Here is an 18,236-nt window from a genome sequence, read left to right as displayed (position 1 = left end):
CCTCAAAAAAATTTACTTTTTTTCTAAAAATTATTTTTTAGCACCAGGGAATTGCAAAAAAAACATTAAGGGAAGAAAAGTGTATAAGGTCAGGCTGCCATCCAGATTTTTAATACCGTCTTTGAGTACTGCAATAGCTCGGTACACTAAGGTGCGGGCATATTTTACCTTTTTCATTTTCATGATTTCAGCGATCTCCTCATAGCTCATATTTTCATAAAAGCGAAGAAAAACCGCTTCCTTTTGCCGGCTACTCAGTTTTTTAAAAGCATTTAATAATTTTCGCTGGCGGATTTCATCTAATTGTTCACGAATTAAGGCATGTTCATGAGAAAAGCTTACTTCAAAATGGTAATTGCTACTTATCGGTTCAAGCAGCAGTTGTTTTCCACAGGCCTTACGGATGATACGATGACGAAAAGAGACATAAAGGTAATTTTTTACCTGCTGTACTTTACTGAGATTAGCACGACCTACGTACAGCTCTACAAAGAAATCTTGCAGGCAATCTTTCACCATTGCACGTTCCGGGCAAAACTGCATCCCGTAACGAAAAAGCAAAGGAAAAAATTTATCATATAGTTGCTCATAAGCCTGATCAGAGCCAGTTCGCATCTGATTCCAAACTTGTACATCAGATAAACCGTTTTTTGAGACCTTAAGCATATATGAATTAAATTCGGATACTACTTAATACTTTATTCGCATTAAAATTACATAAGTACAAGGGAAATCAAGTGCTTAAAGTGTTACCAATATATTAAGCTTTCTGCATTTAGTTTCCACCAGAAGCTAGTTATAATTTTTCTTTTTACAAAGAAAAATTATACAAAGGAGCGATTGAGGGCCTTTTTTCACTTGAACATTGGAATGAGCAACTGAGTATACAAAAAAATACCCGGCCTATGCCGGGTCAATTTCTTTAAATAAAAAAGCTTTATTTTCATGTAAGCGATGCCATGAATATTACATCAAATTTTTACATTCAAAGTAAACCTTCATTCTCTGTGAAATCCAAGGAGGATGTTGAAGATAGCGAATGAATACGCCTTACAAGCTCTGTCTCTGTAACGCACGAGGACAATAAGTTAATTTTTAAAAGTAATAATTAGTCTGTCGGGCTACTTACGCTTAGTCTGTATATTAAACCGTAATTTAACCGGACTTTCTTTTGGAATAGGCTGACGGTTACGGGTATAGGTAAGCTTATAGACATTTGCTATTCCGCTGGAAAAGTTTTCAAATACCCTCTGGAGTTGATTTACCGAATTAGGAAAAGTAGCCACGCCTCCATTCAGGCTAAGTGCGTTGAGTACATCCCGGTCCACTCCTCCCTTGCCTTCCAATCCAATGGTAAAGCTTATTATTTTAGAATTACCTTCGTTTTCCCTGATTTTACTGGCTAAAAACTGAGGGCTATACTCGGGGTTTGAATTGTTATCAGTACCATCAGTAAAAATGATAACTGCTTTGGCTTCCGCACTTACATCATTCAGTGCATTGATACCCATGTTCACCGCTTCATAGAGTGTGGTAAACCTACCCTGCGCTAAATTTGAGATATAATTATTGATTTCTGAGGCATTTGAGGTAAGAGGGAGCATATTAACATCATCGGCAAAATCAACTACTCCTACCTGCAACTGATCTGTCTCGGCAAAAATCTGAGTGACAAAATCAGACGCATATTGTTTCACGTTCTCAAAATCCTCTCCCAGGGACTCACTTCTGTCTAATACCAGTACAACCGCTAAATCCTCTATTGTTTCATATTCCATTCTAAACTCTACATCTTCTTTCCAGTCATTAAGTTCATCACGGTATTCATATGCTCTGATACTGTTGATTTCGTAGTTGTAATTGCTATTATCAATAATTCTAAAGTTATCAATCTCAACCTCTGTAAAGGTGTTTCCTACTGCTGAGCCTCCAAAGGTTTTATCAAAATCAATACGGACAGCGTTAGAAGTATTTTTCTCATCAAAGCTAATTTCCGGATGACTGCCATCAGGGTTCCAGAAATCAATGTATAGCTGAAAATCACTACTAAGCTCACTGACATCATCGTTCTTATCACATGCGGCAAGCAGGAGAATAGCTAACATAGCTGTTAAGTTTGGGTACTTTTTCATAAAGCATTCAATTTTTATTCTATACCTGTTAATAATTGGTAGCGCTTTCGCTACGCATTTCCCCAAAGAACGTTTACCGCATTAAAATTAGTATGACCAACTGCTCTTACCAGCTTCTGATTTACTTAGGTGAAAAGTCAAATTTTGTAATTACACCTCAGCGTTTGTTTTTACAACTCCTTAGTTTTTTGAGTAAATAAGTCTCTTAATTAATCCACGATAAGTGCCTACAAACGCTTTAACCTGACTTTTTCTTGCCCTTGCTTGAATAAATACACGCAAATTATTACAGCGTAGAATTGAGTAAATAATGGAAGAATTGAAGGCTAACCTACTACTTTTACAGATGTATTTATCATTATACAACTAAATAATTATACGGGTTAAATATTTACTTTAGTTTATTGAATGTAATAGTAAAAAAATCATTGATTTATTACACTTACTCATTGAAGCAGGTCAATGCAATAAGTGTCTCAACGAATTATCCTGGATAGTTTTGCGTATTTTTGAATAGATGACAGAGACATTAGATAGAGAGGGTAGACATCAAGTAAATTTGTATACGTGAATAAATCCTGATTGCCATTTACAAGCTTTCCCTAATGCATTCAGAAACTATATACCATACTTGTATTAAGCTCATTTTTGTGCTCATCTTGGTATTTTGTTATCAATTTAAGCTACAGGCTCAACCTTCTCCAATCGAGAAAACCAGACACCCCCTACATCAGACCGAAAGTGATACCGCCAAGATTTATCATTGGTACAAAAAGGCTAACAAGCTAATTTACACTGAGTCTGACTCAGCCATCCATTATGCATTAAAAATTGACAGTCTCTCCAAACAAATCAACTTTACAAAAGGTCATTCCCTTGCACTTAACTGTTTAGGAAACATCTACTGGGCCAAAGGCAGCCTTAAAGAAGGGCTTTCGTATTACATTCAATCCAAAGAAGTAGCTCATGAAATTGGGGATGACAACCTCATTGCTAAAAATATCGGGAGTATGGGACTTATATACAGGGCAGCTGGGAATCATAAAGCTGCTTTATCGTATTACCGACGAGCCCTGCCCCTTTTTATTTCCTTACAAAATGGAGAACGGATAGCCGTTACTTATAATAATATGGGGAAATGCTACCTGGAGATGGGGGTTTATGATTCTGCGACCCATTATTTTAATTTAGCTCACCCCCCCGCAAGAGTGCATAGGCCGAGCATTTTGCCGATATTATCTTTTAATCATTCTGATGTATTTTTTAGAAGAAAAGAATACTTACAGGCTGAAAAACACCTTAAAACCAGCCTAAAATCATCTCAATCATTTAACGATGAGCGAATGATTATAAGAAACAAACAAATGCTTGCCGAGGTAAAGCTTTTTCAGGACAGTATTGAAGTTGCAAAATCGCTGGCATTAGATGCCGTCAAAAAAGCTGAGGCTACTGGTGTGAAAGAATTAATGTTTGTATGTTATGAAACACTTTCGCATGTTTACGCCAAAACACATCAATATGACAGTGCCTATCACTTCCTAAGTTTGTTTAACATTTATAAGGACAGTGTACAAAGTGAAGATGTTCAGGAGAAAATAAACTTTCATGACTTTGAGCAACAGCAAAAAGAAATTTTGATGCTCTCTAAAGAAAAAATTCTTGAAAAGGAGATTCGCCAAAAACAAACTGCTTCTATATATATATTATCACTATTACTTGTAGCAATCGCTATGCTGGCAATAGTGCTCTACCGCAGTAAACATCAAAAAACAACAGATAATAAATTACTACAATTTAAAAACGAAGAAATCAACCGTCAAAAGGAAGAAATGGCTGCTCAGGCAGATAAATTCCAAGACCTGAACCAATTGAAAAACAAGCTGTTTTCAATCATTTCTCATGATTTAAGGAGTCCATTGAACTCTCTTTCCGGCAGCCTTGAGCTTGTTCAGAGAGGCTTGATTGATAACAAAGAATTTAAAGCTTTTCTTCCTGAACTTATTAAGAACGTTAGCTATACCAATACGCTATTGGACAACTTATTACACTGGGCAAAAAACCAGCTTGAGGGTCCGGAGATTAATTCAGAAATCATTAACCTGAAAAAAATCGCCAGTCTGAAGATTGAATTACTGCAACATCAGGCAGTACACAAAAACATAAGCCTGAACAATGAGATTCAAGATGATGTTTTTGTGTATGCTGATGAAATCATGATTCAGATTGTGCTCCAAAACCTTCTTTCCAATGCAATAAAGTTTTGTAGGCCAAATGACGAGATTTATGTCCGGCTTGCTTACCAGGATGGCTTTGCAGTCATGTGTATTCAAGACACAGGAACGGGAATTGAAAAAGATAATCTTGATAAAATATTTAGTGACACTTCATTTAGTACCCGGGGTACTGCTAATGAGAAAGGTACCGGCTTAGGTCTGATGCTGTGCAAAGATTTTGTGATCAAAAACGGAGGGGAAATATGGGTAGAAAGCACGCTGGGGGAAGGTAGTTCTTTTTACTTTTCTCTTATACTATCCGTAGAGGAACCTAATAAAACAGAAAAGAGCCCTAGCGTTTAGTTTTAAGCAATAAGATAAATCGTTTCATTTTTGTGTAGTCACAGTCAGTTACTTTTCAGCTAACATTTCTTTAATCAGCTTTCTACTGAGCACCCCTACCATAAAGACCAGTGCTAATAATATCAAAAGATTTATTTTCAGGTCTGTTTGGGCATATACTTTAACCTTACTATAATCTGTACTCAATACGGTGATCAGTTGAATGATCATGACCATATAAGTAACAACCAGAAGGAATAGCTTTATCATAAGTAACTAAAGGAATTTTTATCAAGCTAGTTAATACTTAATTTTAAGATAAACCGATGGGCCAATACTTGTAGCTTACATCAGTACTATTTAGGCTCCTTCTAAACATGCTTATTAAATTTTTCTACGGATATATTTCTGCTAGCTTAATTCGTTACGGCCTACCTAAAATTCCAACTTAAATTTAGTCTCCAGGGTCTAAATAGAAACTTTTCAAAGTTGTTAAAGATCACTCTACTATTCATAATGCTGTTTTGCGGTTTAATGCTTGTACACCTAAAGAGCCGCATTGCGAAGGTGAGGAGGGTAAATCTTATGAAGTTCAAAATAAGGAAGGGTTTTTCCGTTATAATGATCGCTTTTAAAATTAAGTCATTACTCATCATATAGAAGGTACCATTGATACTTTCAACTTTTACATCATTTGTAAATTGCCGTAAGCTGAAGAAGTGGGGATGGTATAAAAATATTTTTTTGGAATTCAGCAAGCACCTTAAGTGAAAATGGATAATCTTTGGCTGTACTTTTTCTGATTTTTTACCTCATAGAGAATTTCTATTTTGTTGGCTTAAACCAGAAGTTACGGTAAAACAATGAGAAGAATATAAAGAGTTTAAGCGGCAGGTAAACCCTAAACTGGTAAAGCTATTTTGAGGCATGATGTAAACCATATGGACCGGCAACAGCAACTTTCTGGAAGCTTTTAGTAAGGACATCACTACCGACAGAAGTGTGCAAAGCTTTAAAGCCTTGTTTGATGCTACAAATGAATAAAAAAAGCGTGGTCAATTGACCACGCTTCTAAAAAATTTGAGATGAAGATTGTCAGGCAATATTGGTATACACTGCCTGTACATCATCATCATCTTCAAGCTTGTCAATAAGCTTTTCAATCTCGAGCATATCTTCTTCACTAAATTCTACTTCTGTATTGGGAAAACGTTTTAGAGAAGCATTATTTACTTCTATTTTTTTCTCTTCAAAAGCATGTGACAATGATCCGAAGTTGGTATAGTCAGCATAAGCATAATACATTCCTTCCTCACCTTCCTCTATATCTTCAAGCCCTGCATCTATCAACTCCAGTTCCAGTTCTTCCACATCCAGTCCTTCTGGTTTTTCAAATTCAAAGACAGCCTTGCGATTAAACATAAATTCAAGTGAGCCGGTAGGCACCAATGTCCCCCCTGACTTATTGAAATATGATTTCACATTAGCTACCGTACGGGTTGTATTATCTGTGGCACACTCCACAAATACTAACACGCCATGGGGACCTTTGCCTTCATAATTGACCTCAACATAATCATCCGCATCTTTACCTGATGCTCTTTTGATTGCTGCTTCAATGTTATCTTTGGGCATATTTTGCCCTTTTGCATTCTGAATGGCAGTACGAAGCTTGGCATTCATGTCAGGATCAGTACCACCTTCTTTTGCCGCTACAGTAATAGCTTTAGCCAGCTTAGGAAACACCTTTGACATTTTGTCCCACCGTTTCTCTTTGGCTGCTCTGCGATACTCAAATGCTCTTCCCATAATACTTATATTTTATGGCCTAATTTAACTTTCACGCCGGATTTTGAACGCGCAAAAATACCAAACTCAAGTTAAACTAATACTGATTTACTGTAAATTTTTCTTACGCTTTTGATCCCGATTCAGGCTATTCGCTATACACTTTCCCTCATGATGGGATATTCTTAATTGTCATTGCACCCAATCATTTCAACCATATTTATATAACTTTTTTTATTTTAATTTTCATTATTAAATTATATATGTAATATTTGTATAATTATTAAGTTTTAAGTTATAAAAATGAAAAGTGCGTATTATTTACTGTTGGTTACATTTATTACATTTCCCCTATTATTATTCGGACAGCATCAGGAGATAAAATTTGGAAAAATCAGTGAGGAAGAACTTTTGATGGAGGTGTATCCTCGGGACAGCAGTGCATCGGCAGTGGTATTAAGTGATATAGGTCATACCAGGTTCATTTATAATCAAGCTTCAGGGATCAAATTGAAATTTACCAGACATACAAGAATTAAAATCCTTACATCTGATGGTTATGAGCACGCAAATGTAGAAATACCCCTTTATCGTGACGGTAGTGAAAAAGAAGGCATCACTGGAGTAAAAGGCTATACCTATAACTTGATTGACGGTAAGCAGAAGAAAGAAAAGCTGAGGAACAGCAGTGAGTTTATTGAAAAGTATAGTGAAAATTATGACATCGCTAAATTTACAATGCCAGCGGTTAAAGTAGGCTCTGTACTTGAATATGAATATACGATTACATCTGATTTTTTATTCAATTTACAAGACTGGGAATTCCAGAAAGAAATACCAGTAATATGGAGTGAGTATAACGTAGCAATACCTGAATATTTCAATTATAAGCAGTTTCAGAGAGGGTATTATCCGCTAACCATACATGAGACAGGTAATAAATCAGACATGTTCAACTTTTCATCCAAAACCAGACATGGAGGAAATGGCTTTCGGGATGCTCAGGTACATACTCAATATAAAAATCATTCATTAAATTTTACGGTACATACAGAAAGATGGGCTGCAAGAGATATTCCTGCACTTGTGGAGGAGCCTTATATCACAACCATGGATGACTATGTGATGAAGGTTTCTTTTGAACTCTCCAGCATTCAGTTTCCGGGTGAAACCATGAAGATATTTACCACAAGCTGGGAAGACATTGATAAAGAATTGCTTGATGCCGAGCAGTTTGGAAGTATCATTGACAAGAAAGGAGCCGTAAAAAAGTTAGCTGATGAACTTAGCGCGGGCGTAACAGATCATTTGAAAAAACTGGCTATTCTCTACTCGTATATGCGGGATGAAGTGCGCTGGAATGGTGAACAAAGTTTGTTTGCCGGACAAACTAGCAAGAAAACCCTGGATGAACAGTCAGGAAATTCTGCAGACATCAACCTTACTTTAATCGCGATGCTGAGAGCTTTAGGAATTCAGGCAGAGCCGGTGGCCCTGAGCACCCGTTCCCATGGTATGATGATTTCCTCTTATCCCATGCTTAAACAATATAATTATGTCATCGTCCAGGTTAATATAGAAGGACAAAGCCTACTGCTGGACGCGACTGAACAAAATTGTCCCTACAACTTACTTCCTGTCCGTTGTCTCAATGGAATGGGCAGAATTATTTCAGAAGCGCAAGGTGAAAAATGGGTTAATCTTGATGCGTTGAATAACGCAGACTCCAAAATGATGATGGTCGCAAATGTATCTTTTAATCAAGACAGACAGTTGGAAGCTAATATAAAGGTGTCGGCCAGTGACTACCAGGCACTCAAATTAAGACAAAAGTATCATCAAAAAGAGGAGAAAAGAAGAGAAGATCTAGAAAAAGAAAACGCTGGTTGGAATATTACTCACTATGCAGCTGACAAATGGAAGGACGTTTATGAATCATTAGAAGAAGACATTGAAATTACTACTACTGATGGCATACTACAGGCGGGTAATCTGATTTATTTCAACCCGGTATTAATTGACCAGATCAAGGAAAACCCCTTCAAACTAAAAGACAGGATGTATCCTGTGGATTATGCCTATACCAACAAACAAATGTACATGATGAACCTTAACCTTCCTGAAGGTTATGAGGTCGAAGAGCTACCTGAAGATTTAATCATCGCCTTACCTGAAAGTAATGCCCGCTTCATATATCAAATTAAGCAAATAGGACATATCATACAGGTGGTCAATAAGCTTGAAATCAATAAGAGTAGATTTTACGCTCAGGAATACCCGAATCTGAGAGAGTTTTATAACCTCATCGTTGCCAAGCAAGCAGAACAAATCGTTTTACGTAAAATTCAAAAGTCTGAATAATGAGAATTTATATTATGTGTTTGCCTTTCTTATTGCTGAGCATGATGGCTTGGGCGAATAGTGTACCAAAATACAATATCAGCAAACTGGATGACAAACTTAGAGTCAATGCTGATGCCGTAACTCGCTTAGAAGAAGAAACATTTAAGGTTAAAGCCATAGATGAAGCGAAATTAGAAGTGCACAGAGCAATTACTATCCTTAATCAACACGGAGACAATTTTGCGCCTTTGTATATCTCTTATGATCCCCAGCGCAAGGTAAAAAACATCTCCTGTACAATTTATGACGCAAAGGGTGAGGTCATAAAAAAAGTCAAAAAAAATGAGATGGAAGATTTCAGCTCGAACGCCTCATACTCACTTTATGATGACAACCGCATGATTTATTATATGTATAACAGTCATCAGTATCCCTACACCATAGAATATAGTTATGAGATAGAGTTTGATGGTTTGTTTTACTATCCTGACTGGGACCCGGTAGGTGCGGATCAACATGCCGTAGAAAAATCTGTCTTTAGCATCACGACACCTAAAGACATAAGTTACCGATACAAAGTTAACAACATACATGAAGACCCTGTAATCAGCACCTCAGATGAAGTACAAACTTCTACCTGGACCCTTGAAAACTTTGCAGCTCTGAAAAAGGAGCCATTAAGTCCTGAATTTTCACAGCTCGTTCCTACTGTTTATTTCGCTCCCAATGATTTTGAATTTGAAGGCTATGCCGGCAATATGGAAAGCTGGGAAAACTTTGGCCTTTGGGTCAAAAAGCTCAATGCCGGTAAAGACATCCTTCCTGAGGCCACCCAAGACGAAGTGCTCAAACTGATAAATCATGTTGATGACAAGCGTGAACAGATACGTTTGATTTATGAATATATGCAATCTAAAACTCGTTATGTTAGTATACAGTTAGGCATCGGGGGGTATCAACCTTTTGATGCTATCACGGTAGATAATGTGGGTTACGGGGATTGTAAAGCCTTAACAAATTATACCAAAGCTCTCTTAAAAACCGCCGGAATAGACAGTTACTACACTTTGATCAGAGCCGGCGCGCAAGCCTCACCCATATTTAAAGATTTTCCCAGCACGCAGTTCAACCATGCCATTCTCTGCGTTCCCATTGAAAATGATACGATCTGGCTGGAATGTACAGATCAGAAAATCCCCTTTGGTTATCTAGGGTATTTTACAAGTGATAGAGATGTGTTGATCATCGATGAGGATGGTGGCAAAATCGGAAGAACCAAGTCGTATCACAGAGATGAAAACTTGCAAATCAGAAGTGCTGTAGTATCACTGGCAGAAGAAGGCCATGGAAAAGCAGAGGTACTAACGACTTATCAGGGGCTGCAATATGACCATATCAGTTCAATTCTTGAAGTAACTGCGAGTGAACAGGAAATGATCATTTATCAGAAAACTTCCATACCAAATTTCACCCTTAATCAATACCAATACATAAAAAACGCAGAAGGTAAAGCGAGTATCAAGGAAAAGTTAGAGATCAGTCTGGAGAAATATGCGCAAAGCAGTAATTCAAGACTTTTCTTTACCCCTAATCTCTTAAACCAATTGGATGGAACTCCTCCGGATTTGAAAGATAGAATGCATGATGTAGTGACTACCAAAGCTTTTGTAGATACTGATACCATTACCTATCTCATCCCTGAAAATATGCATCCCGAGTACATTCCGGAATCTTCTATTATAGTATCAGATTTTGGAGAGTATTCAATTACGTTTAAGGAAGAACAAGGTAAAATTGTTTATACGCGCACGTTTAAAGCCAACAAAGGAAATTTCCCCTCTTCTTCCTATGCTGAATTAGTGGAGTTTTACGAGCGGGTTGCTCAGAAAGACGCTCAAAAAATAGTGCTCAAGAAATCAACCTGATGTAGCTTAAAAAAAAGCCCTCGACAAAAGAATATTGTCAAGGGCATTTTAATGTCAGTTTTTTCTCACAAATCCCATAATCAGGGAAATCACAAATAGTACTAAGAAAATAAAGAATAAAATCTTAGCAATTGATGCTGCACCAGAGGCGATACCGCCAAATCCAAGTACTGCAGCTACTAAGGCTACGATCAAAAATATTACTGTCCATTTAAGCATAACTGAAGCTTTTTGGTTAAAAAATGTATTATGTTGAGCACAAAAACACGCCCTATTTGCATAAGTTACTGATAATCAAATATTAGTGATTTATATCTAAACTATTTTTGGGGCAAGCAATTAACAAATCCATCTCAAACTGTGGAATAAAATCTACAATGGTTAATTCACAGTATTTATTTGTTTTGCTTAGCCTTACTTCAGTGAATCATAAATGAAGTGATACGAGCTAATGAGAAAAATTTTGATATTTTTGGCGGCATCAATGTATAAACCATTCTCGCAGCATGGAAATTTTTACGATTATTACGCTCTTGATAGTCATTTCATCAATTTTTGGCTATATCAACATACGGTTTTTAAAACTTCCTACTACCATTGGTCTCATGATCATGGCCATTGTACTTACACTTCTTATTCTAATAAGTGGCCTGTTTGATGACAGGATCATCAATATTGCAGAACGCACTATCAGCCAAATTGACTTCAGCAATTTAATCCTTGATGTACTTCTCAGTTTTTTATTATTCGCAGGTGCACTACATACCGATTGGGAAAGACTTAAGGAACAGGGAGTACCTATACTAATACTGGCCACTGTTGGGGTTTTAGTTTCTACTTTTTTGGTAGGTACAGTTTTCTTTTACTTAGTAAATCATTTGCTAGGCTTCAGTGTTAGCTATATTCACTGTTTACTATTTGGCGCCCTCATTTCTCCTACGGATCCTATCGCAGTTTTAGGGATTTTAAAGCAGATAGGTGTCCCAAAGCAACTGGAAATTAAATTTGTAGGTGAATCACTTTTTAATGATGGTGTAGGGGTAGTAATTTTTCTTACGCTTTTCAACATCGCCAACAAAGGGCTGGATAATGTAACAACCTCAGAAATAGCAATTCTATTTGCCGAAGAAGTAGTGGGAGGAATTGGATTAGGGCTGGCACTCGGATACCTGACTTTCCATCTTACACGAACCATAGACCATTATGAGACTGAAGTTATGATCACTTTGGCCATCGTTATGGGAGGCTATCTGTTAGCCAGTAAGCTCCATTTTTCCGGCCCATTGGCTGTAGTGGCCGCAGGTCTGTTTATAGGAAACAGTGCCAGAGAAACAGCTATGTCAGAGACTACCAGGCTTTACCTTGACCGTTTCTGGGAATTGATAGATGTCTTTCTCAACGCAGTTTTATTTGTGCTGATCGGCCTGGAACTGTTAATTATTTCCTACGAAAGCACATACCTGATTGCAGGCTTGATGGCAATTCTGATCGTGCTCATATCCCGCTATCTTGTGCTCAAAGTTCCAATATCAATCTTTCGTGAGAGGCTGAATTTTGTACCCCATACTGATCTCATCATGAGCTGGGGTGGGTTAAGAGGAGGAATTTCTATAGCGCTTGCCCTTTCGCTTACAGCAGATATGAATAGGGAGTTTTTCCTGACTGTCACTTATGTGGTAGTTGTATTCTCTATCATCGTTCAGGGGCTTACTGTTGAGAAATTGATAAAAAAGCTCGGCATCAGCGTTGACCCGGATCGTAAAGGTCACTAATTCGCCCCTACTATATATCTTGTTAAGGTGTATATTATCTCTTGATGAGACGATAATACATGCTGCTATTCTTATGCTGCACGCGCAAAAGATAAACACCTGGTGCATGAGCACTTAAATCTATTTCTGTCGGGGTTTTACTTTCATCCGAATAATATACCTGCTTCCCTTCAGAAGTATGAATTTCTAAAACTCTTTGTTGATGAGCTGACCCGAAGTCCAATATGAATACTCCCTGGCTAGGATTAGGAAATACACTGACCTCTACCGCTTCTGGACTATCAATTGAGGTGATTTTATCCGTATTGATGATCATGGTGACTGGCTCAGCCGCTTGATAATTCTCATTACCTGCTTGGGTAGCCACTACTTCTACCTCCTGATCACCCCTAAAAAATAAAGTGTCAGCAATAATTTCTGCCTCACCTTTTACGATTTCAAAGGAGATGGGTAAGCCAGCGTCAGACTGCGCTTTAAGTAAATATTTATCCACTCCTGCTACCTCAACTTCAAACGCTATATTTTGAGAAGCTTTTTCTATGGTGAAACTTAGAAAAACAGTATCGCTGGGAGCATAATCATCATTGCCTGCCTGGTAAGCCTTGATCGTCACTTCACCCGCTCCTTCTATGCTAACTTTCTGTCCGGCAAGGGAAACTGGTCCACTTGTTTCAATGGTAATGGGTAGTTCAGATGTTGAAGTTAAATTAAGTGGGAATGGGGCATCACCATAAGTCTTTTCAGTAACTTCTTCATACGATATTGTCTGGGATTGTCGCTCTTCAGCATAAATGGTCAATGAAAAGCGGGTAGGCTCTGCCGCCTCGTAAAGCTCATTACCCTCCTGAAAAGCTTCTATCACAACTTCACCGCTCTGGTCAAACCTTAGCATATCGCCTTGCACATTACCATTACCAGATATGATTCGGAACATTACAGGTAATCCACTTTCGCTGGTCGCTTGTAATTGTATCTGTCCCTCGTTCAGCGCAATGTCTCCGGGCTCACTTACATTGATCGTTTGACTTGCTTTAGAAACTACAAATGTATGCTCAACGGGAAATGCCTGGTTGAACTCCTCATTCCCTTTCTGCTCAAATCTAATTCTCACCAAACCCGGAGCGGTAAAAGTAAGCTTATGCTCATTCAGACTTGCTGAGCCATCAATGAGGATATCAGCTTCTAAACCACTACTGACTGACCAATCTAATTCAACTTCTTCAAATACGCGTACTGTATCCGGCAGCGCCTTCAGAGATATAGTTTGGGTTTCTTTTGCTGAAGAGCTTACAAAAAAGCTTTGCTGAACTGGTTCTGCTGCATTGTAATTGTTGCTACCCGGATGATAAGCTTCCACTGTAATATTTCCGGTATTGTAAACGGTCAACAAATTAGCTTCAGAAATTTCAGCCTCACCTTCAAGCAGTCTGAAGTATACTTCAAAGCCTTCTACACTGCTAAATGCTTCTAACTGTAAAGGTGGATCGGCAAGGTCTCTGTCATATATCTCATCAAAAAATATCTCCTGACCGGCTTTAGCTACATCAAAAGTACGTAATACAGGCGTTGCTGCCTGATAATTCTCATTACCTGGCTGTGAAGCTCTCAATGTAACACTGCCCGCACTTAAGAATACGACCTGTCCTTCACTCCACTGTACATTTCCTGCTTCCACATTAATTGTCACTGGAAGGTCTGCCGTAGATGTCGGAGATAAGGAGAGAGGTTCATTACCATATACCTGGTCATCAATTTCGGAGAAATTAATACTTTGGGGGGCCTTAGCAGTACTAAAACGAATAGATTTCGGCATTGCAGCGAGGTAGTTCTCACTCCCATTCTGACTTGCTGTTATGACTACATCTCCGGCACCAGTGATGCTAACTTCATTATTATTAAGTACTACATTGCCACTTTCTACTTTGAGGGCAACTGGCAAACCACTACTGGCTATTACAGGCAGGACAAAATTACTGTCTCCATAAGTTTTTTGAGATACATCAATATCTTCAATCTCCTGGCTTGCTTTGGCAATATTAAAAGTCAGGACTTGCTCAGTTTCATGATACGTACTGTTTCCAGGCTGGCTGATTAATATTTTAGCAACTCCCGCTCCCTTAATACTAACCTTACTTCCTGTGAGTTCAATGGGACCACTTATTCTACTGTATGTGAGACCTAAACCTGAATTTGATGATGCCTCTATATCAAAATCTTCATCTCCGAACGACTTGGGTGAAATGGGACTAACGGCGATCACCTGTACCTCTTTAGACTTCAGTGTAAGCTGAATCCCGCCAAAATTCAGGATCAATCCTTCCAGCTGAGTGTTAGTGACCTTACACAGGTACGTGCCTTCATCATTGCTACTGAAATTCGTAATTTCCAAATTCTTCCCGTTTGCATTGCTAATGCTTTCCTCATTCAGATACCACTGGTAGCGATTGGAAGTAAGTCCTTCATCCTCAAGAATTGCAATATTTTTTGTCGCGCCTTCATTAACTGTCTCATTGACCCCTATTTTGATGGTATCCTGAGGACTATATCGCTGCGCAGCATTGCTGCCTGATAAGTAGGCTAAATTAGGGGTCAGGTCCTCAAAGGTAAGTGCATTGGATTGGCACCATAGAATCAGATTAGATTGGTTCTGGCCAATATCCTGGAGCTTTTCTAATTGTGTAAAGTTATTTGCTGCGATACTTATGTAAGTATCAACCTTTAGGGCGGGCAACTTACCTTCCAGTTCGTTCTCACTTAAATCAAGTCTGGAGTAATTTATTTTGCTGAGATTTTCACTTACGATTCCTGTCAATTGGTTTCCGCTCAGGTCAATATTCATGTATGCGGTAGCTGTGCGAATAACAGTCTTAGGCAATTCGCCACCGATCAAGTTATTACTCAGATTCAATGTTGTGAGGGAATTAGAGCTGAACAGATTTGTTGGCAGGGCACTTAGTCTATTTTCTTCTACGGATAAAGTTTTCAGAACTGGAAGTTCAACGAGCTCAGCCGGTAAAGTACCAGAAAGCTGGTTATTGTCAGCGTTGAAAAACTGTAATGCTCTCACCCCTCCCATACTAGTTGGTATACTACCAGTAAGATTGTTATTGGTAAGTATTAGATTTTTTAGTTTAACCAGATTGCCAATGGATGAAGGTATACCTCCGCTAAGTGATGAGTTTTGTATTTCCAAATGTTCCAGTGCACTTAACTGATCTATATTTTGGGGCAGTCCTACACTCAAGCTCAGCTCCTGAAGCTTCAAACTCTTCAATTGTTTCAGCGCAGAAAGCTCGGAAAGGAAATTTGCGTTTAAGTTTGGCTGTCGTATGAATACTTCCTCCAGCTTGGTCAATTGCCCAAATCTTTTATCCAGCGTTCCATTAATAGAATTATCGGCAAAGGTAAGTGAACGTAATTCTTTTAAGCTATAAAATGCTCCTGGTAAACTTCCTTTGAGCCCCGCATTGTAGAAATCAAGCCTGGTCACACGCCCGTTGTTCACCGTTACTCCTTCCCAACTACTTACAGGAGCGTTTAACCATTTGTCTTTTTTACTCCAGCCAGAGCCTCCCATCTGATTGTACATTGCTATCAGGGCCAATGAATCCTGTACATTTACACTGCCCTCTATCTCAATGTTAAACTTGAAAGCCTGACTATAGCCTGCTACATTATTCCAACGAATCAGGATTTTTTCACCTTCAGCCAGGTATTTGATATTCATGGGTACATGCTCTTTGCCATTGTTGGGTGAAGATGCTTCTGCCAGCGGTGTACTTGTATTACAATCGGCAAATACTTCAGCTGAAGTTGGTCGCCCTGCCTGTTCTGTGGATATCCTGAGACTTCCTGCCTCTGGCATACTAAATTCAAACCAGGAGCTAGACTTCTTGACTGTATTTTCTCCTAAAAAAGCTACGAATGGGTTTTGACAATTTACACCACTATTTGAGAACATACGGGTGTGCAGAAAGCTTATCGTACCATTTTCAGCCTCTTCTATCGCTTCTATACTGATGCCGGTTTCAGTGCTATTGTTAGATCGGGCATAGCTTTCGGAAGTGGGATTAGTGAATACACTAAAAGACTGCTGCGTTGAGCTCCCGGGGAACAGGTCGCCTGCATCGGAACGGTTGATCGCTCCATCCAGGTCCGCATTGCCATCGGCTTCTTCCAGATCTACTCCTTTTAGATTTTCATCTCCATTAACTGAATTGCTGGAGGGATATAAGCTGGTTTTATCGGTATTGATATGCCAAATTGCTATTCCACTGCCTCTTTGGTATTGATCAAAGCCTTTTTGCTGACGGTTTTCAAGTAGAAAATATTCATTACTGTGCTTAGTATCAATCCGATAGATTTTGGCTGACTGGTCGGAAGCGCTGAGAGAATAACGCCCCAGATCTTGTGTGATATTCTCAACCTTTGCCCAACCTAAACTCTCCTTGCTCCAGGCAGTCATAGCAGAGGGGTAATCTTCATTTCCCAGCCACTGACCAAGTCCCATCAGGCCCCAGTTGCCTATACCATTGCTTTGTCCATTATAGAGATCTATGTCGTATAGATCGGGTAGCCCCAGGAGATGTCCAAATTCATGACAAAAAATCCCGATACCCACGGAGTAGTCGTAGGAAGCTCCTCGGGTTTCGGGCTGGATCATATAATCAAAAATGAATTTATCATCATGATATTCAAAAGGAATAGTCCAGCGGTGTGACCATATGTACTCCCGTCTTGAACCTTCCTCTGCTCCCGGGCCTGAATGTATGATCAGTACACCATCAACGTCATTGTCATCATCATTATCGTATTGAGAATAATCTACGCCTAATGCCTCCGCGGCCTGTATGGCTTCCTTGACCAATTCTCGGGTGCGCCCTTTTCCATTCTCATCACCATAATAGCTGTAGTTTTTAGAGGCTTGTACCCATCCCACAACATCAACTGAAAGGTCCATTTTTCCATAGCTGTTCTCCAGGAAATACTGTCGGAATGAAGGTTTTCCATCTACGCCTTCGTTCAGTAGTTTATAAAAATAATCTACCTCTTCACTATGTCGAAGATCGGGATATTCTATACATATCGCCAGAAGCTTTACTTTACCTTCATGAGGTACTGCCCCTTTTATCTCCTCAGTGCTGCTTAAAGATATTACATCTTGAGTTCTTCTGAGTGTGAGGTTTGTATTTACTTCGTTTAAATGCTTATTGATTGTCAGCAATTGACGAGCTTGCTGCATATTCCTCTTTTCAGGGTCTGTGGCAACAATCCCACTCGCTACGAGCTCACCATTTTGTTGCTTTGCGTATTCATAGTAGCCAGTTTCAGTTTTGATTACTGTATAACCATCTATCGTTTCAGACCAGTGCACTTCATCATTGCCTTTCGCTACAATTTGAAGAGTCTGCCCATTGGGCATGGTGACTTCAACGGGATAGGGTGAAGGTGGAGAAAAATGTAGGGTGTTTTGTGATTGTACACTGTACGAAAACATCAGTAATACTCCTACCAGCCATCCCTTAATAAAATATTTCATACAAATGCTTTAAGCACATAGTAATAATTTTTAAATCTATAACAATTCTGAATAAAAATATGAAAATAATAACAGTTTTATGTAGCTCCTTTTTGCAAACTGACGAATGAAGAAAGTGTTTGGAATTTGGATTATGCTAACATTAGAATTTTAAAAGACAAAAGTTTTACATTTTCAATACA

The 18,236-nt window shown here is 38.7% G+C and carries 10 protein-coding genes; 4 read left to right on the top strand and 6 right to left on the bottom strand.

Features of this window, described 5'->3' with window-relative positions:
* Positions 1–30 precede the first annotated feature (30 nt).
* Both OKW21_RS09155 and OKW21_RS09150 read right to left on the bottom strand, forming a co-directional pair.
* On the bottom strand, positions 31–615 hold the full coding sequence (locus OKW21_RS09155; RefSeq protein WP_277479116.1) for an RNA polymerase sigma factor: 585 nt from the start codon (positions 613–615) through the stop codon (positions 31–33).
* 506 nt (positions 616–1,121) lie between these two features.
* The gene (locus OKW21_RS09150; protein ID WP_277479115.1) at positions 1,122–2,132 is read right to left on the bottom strand and encodes a vWA domain-containing protein; all 1,011 of its coding nucleotides are present in this window, start codon (positions 2,130–2,132) and stop codon (positions 1,122–1,124) included.
* Between the two features lie 650 nt (positions 2,133–2,782).
* On the opposite strand from OKW21_RS09150, the gene OKW21_RS09145 reads away from it, so the two are divergent.
* Positions 2,783–4,708 carry a tetratricopeptide repeat-containing sensor histidine kinase gene (locus OKW21_RS09145; RefSeq protein WP_277479114.1) on the top strand — a complete coding sequence of 642 codons (1,926 nt, stop codon included), beginning with the start codon at positions 2,783–2,785 and terminating at the stop codon, positions 4,706–4,708.
* A gap of 48 nt (positions 4,709–4,756) precedes the next feature.
* On the opposite strand, the gene OKW21_RS09140 is transcribed toward OKW21_RS09145, so the two are convergent.
* Complete coding sequence (locus tag OKW21_RS09140) at positions 4,757–4,957, bottom strand: hypothetical protein (RefSeq protein WP_277479113.1); 201 nt, start codon at positions 4,955–4,957, stop codon at positions 4,757–4,759.
* An 825-nt stretch (positions 4,958–5,782) separates the two neighbouring features.
* Positions 5,783–6,496 (bottom strand): YebC/PmpR family DNA-binding transcriptional regulator, encoded by a 714-nt coding sequence (locus OKW21_RS09135; protein ID WP_277479112.1) that lies wholly within the window; start codon positions 6,494–6,496, stop codon positions 5,783–5,785.
* Positions 6,497–6,778: 282 nt separating this feature from the next.
* Between OKW21_RS09135 and OKW21_RS09130 the strand changes: the two genes are divergently transcribed.
* Both OKW21_RS09130 and OKW21_RS09125 read left to right on the top strand, forming a co-directional pair.
* Positions 6,779–8,836, top strand: coding sequence for a transglutaminase domain-containing protein (locus tag OKW21_RS09130; protein WP_277479111.1), 2,058 nt, complete (start codon positions 6,779–6,781; stop codon positions 8,834–8,836).
* Positions 8,836–10,743, top strand: coding sequence for a DUF3857 domain-containing protein (locus tag OKW21_RS09125; protein ID WP_277479110.1), 1,908 nt, complete (start codon positions 8,836–8,838; stop codon positions 10,741–10,743). Before OKW21_RS09130 ends, OKW21_RS09125 begins: the two co-directional genes overlap by 1 nt.
* Positions 10,744–10,797: 54 nt before the next feature.
* On the opposite strand, the gene OKW21_RS09120 is transcribed toward OKW21_RS09125, so the two are convergent.
* Positions 10,798–10,962: a DUF1328 domain-containing protein gene (locus tag OKW21_RS09120; RefSeq protein ID WP_277479109.1), complete on the bottom strand. Its 165-nt coding sequence runs from the start codon at positions 10,960–10,962 to the stop codon at positions 10,798–10,800.
* 287 nt (positions 10,963–11,249) lie between these two features.
* Between OKW21_RS09120 and OKW21_RS09115 the strand changes: the two genes are divergently transcribed.
* Positions 11,250–12,515, top strand: a complete 1,266-nt coding sequence (locus tag OKW21_RS09115; RefSeq protein WP_277479108.1) for a cation:proton antiporter — start codon at positions 11,250–11,252, stop codon at positions 12,513–12,515.
* Between the two features lie 34 nt (positions 12,516–12,549).
* On the opposite strand, the gene OKW21_RS09110 is transcribed toward OKW21_RS09115, so the two are convergent.
* Positions 12,550–18,054, bottom strand: coding sequence for a M6 family metalloprotease domain-containing protein (locus OKW21_RS09110; RefSeq protein WP_277479107.1), 5,505 nt, complete (start codon positions 18,052–18,054; stop codon positions 12,550–12,552).
* Positions 18,055–18,236: the final 182 nt, after the last annotated feature.

This window comes from Catalinimonas alkaloidigena (genome assembly GCF_029504655.1).
In the GTDB taxonomy this organism is placed as follows: Bacteria; Bacteroidota; Bacteroidia; order Cytophagales; family Cyclobacteriaceae; genus Catalinimonas; species Catalinimonas alkaloidigena.
Note: the sequence above shows the minus strand (reverse complement) of the source record. Positions and strands in the feature narration are given on the sequence as shown.

Bases quoted from the DNA above. Each gene is read 5' to 3' on its own strand.
- OKW21_RS09150 (WP_277479115.1), bottom strand. From the start codon at position 2,132: ATGAAAAAGTACCCAAACTTAACAGCTATGTTAGCTATTCTCCTGCTT.
- OKW21_RS09155 (WP_277479116.1), bottom strand. From the start codon at position 615: ATGCGAACTGGCTCTGATCAGGCTTATGAGCAACTATATGATAAATTT.
- OKW21_RS09140 (WP_277479113.1), bottom strand. From the start codon at position 4,957: ATGATAAAGCTATTCCTTCTGGTTGTTACTTATATGGTCATGATCATT.
- OKW21_RS09130 (WP_277479111.1), top strand. From the start codon at position 6,779: ATGAAAAGTGCGTATTATTTACTGTTGGTTACATTTATTACATTTCCC.
- OKW21_RS09110 (WP_277479107.1), bottom strand. From the start codon at position 18,054: ATGAAATATTTTATTAAGGGATGGCTGGTAGGAGTATTACTGATGTTT.
- OKW21_RS09115 (WP_277479108.1), top strand. From the start codon at position 11,250: ATGGAAATTTTTACGATTATTACGCTCTTGATAGTCATTTCATCAATT.
- OKW21_RS09120 (WP_277479109.1), bottom strand. From the start codon at position 10,962: ATGCTTAAATGGACAGTAATATTTTTGATCGTAGCCTTAGTAGCTGCA.
- OKW21_RS09135 (WP_277479112.1), bottom strand. From the start codon at position 6,496: ATGGGAAGAGCATTTGAGTATCGCAGAGCAGCCAAAGAGAAACGGTGG.
- OKW21_RS09125 (WP_277479110.1), top strand. From the start codon at position 8,836: ATGAGAATTTATATTATGTGTTTGCCTTTCTTATTGCTGAGCATGATG.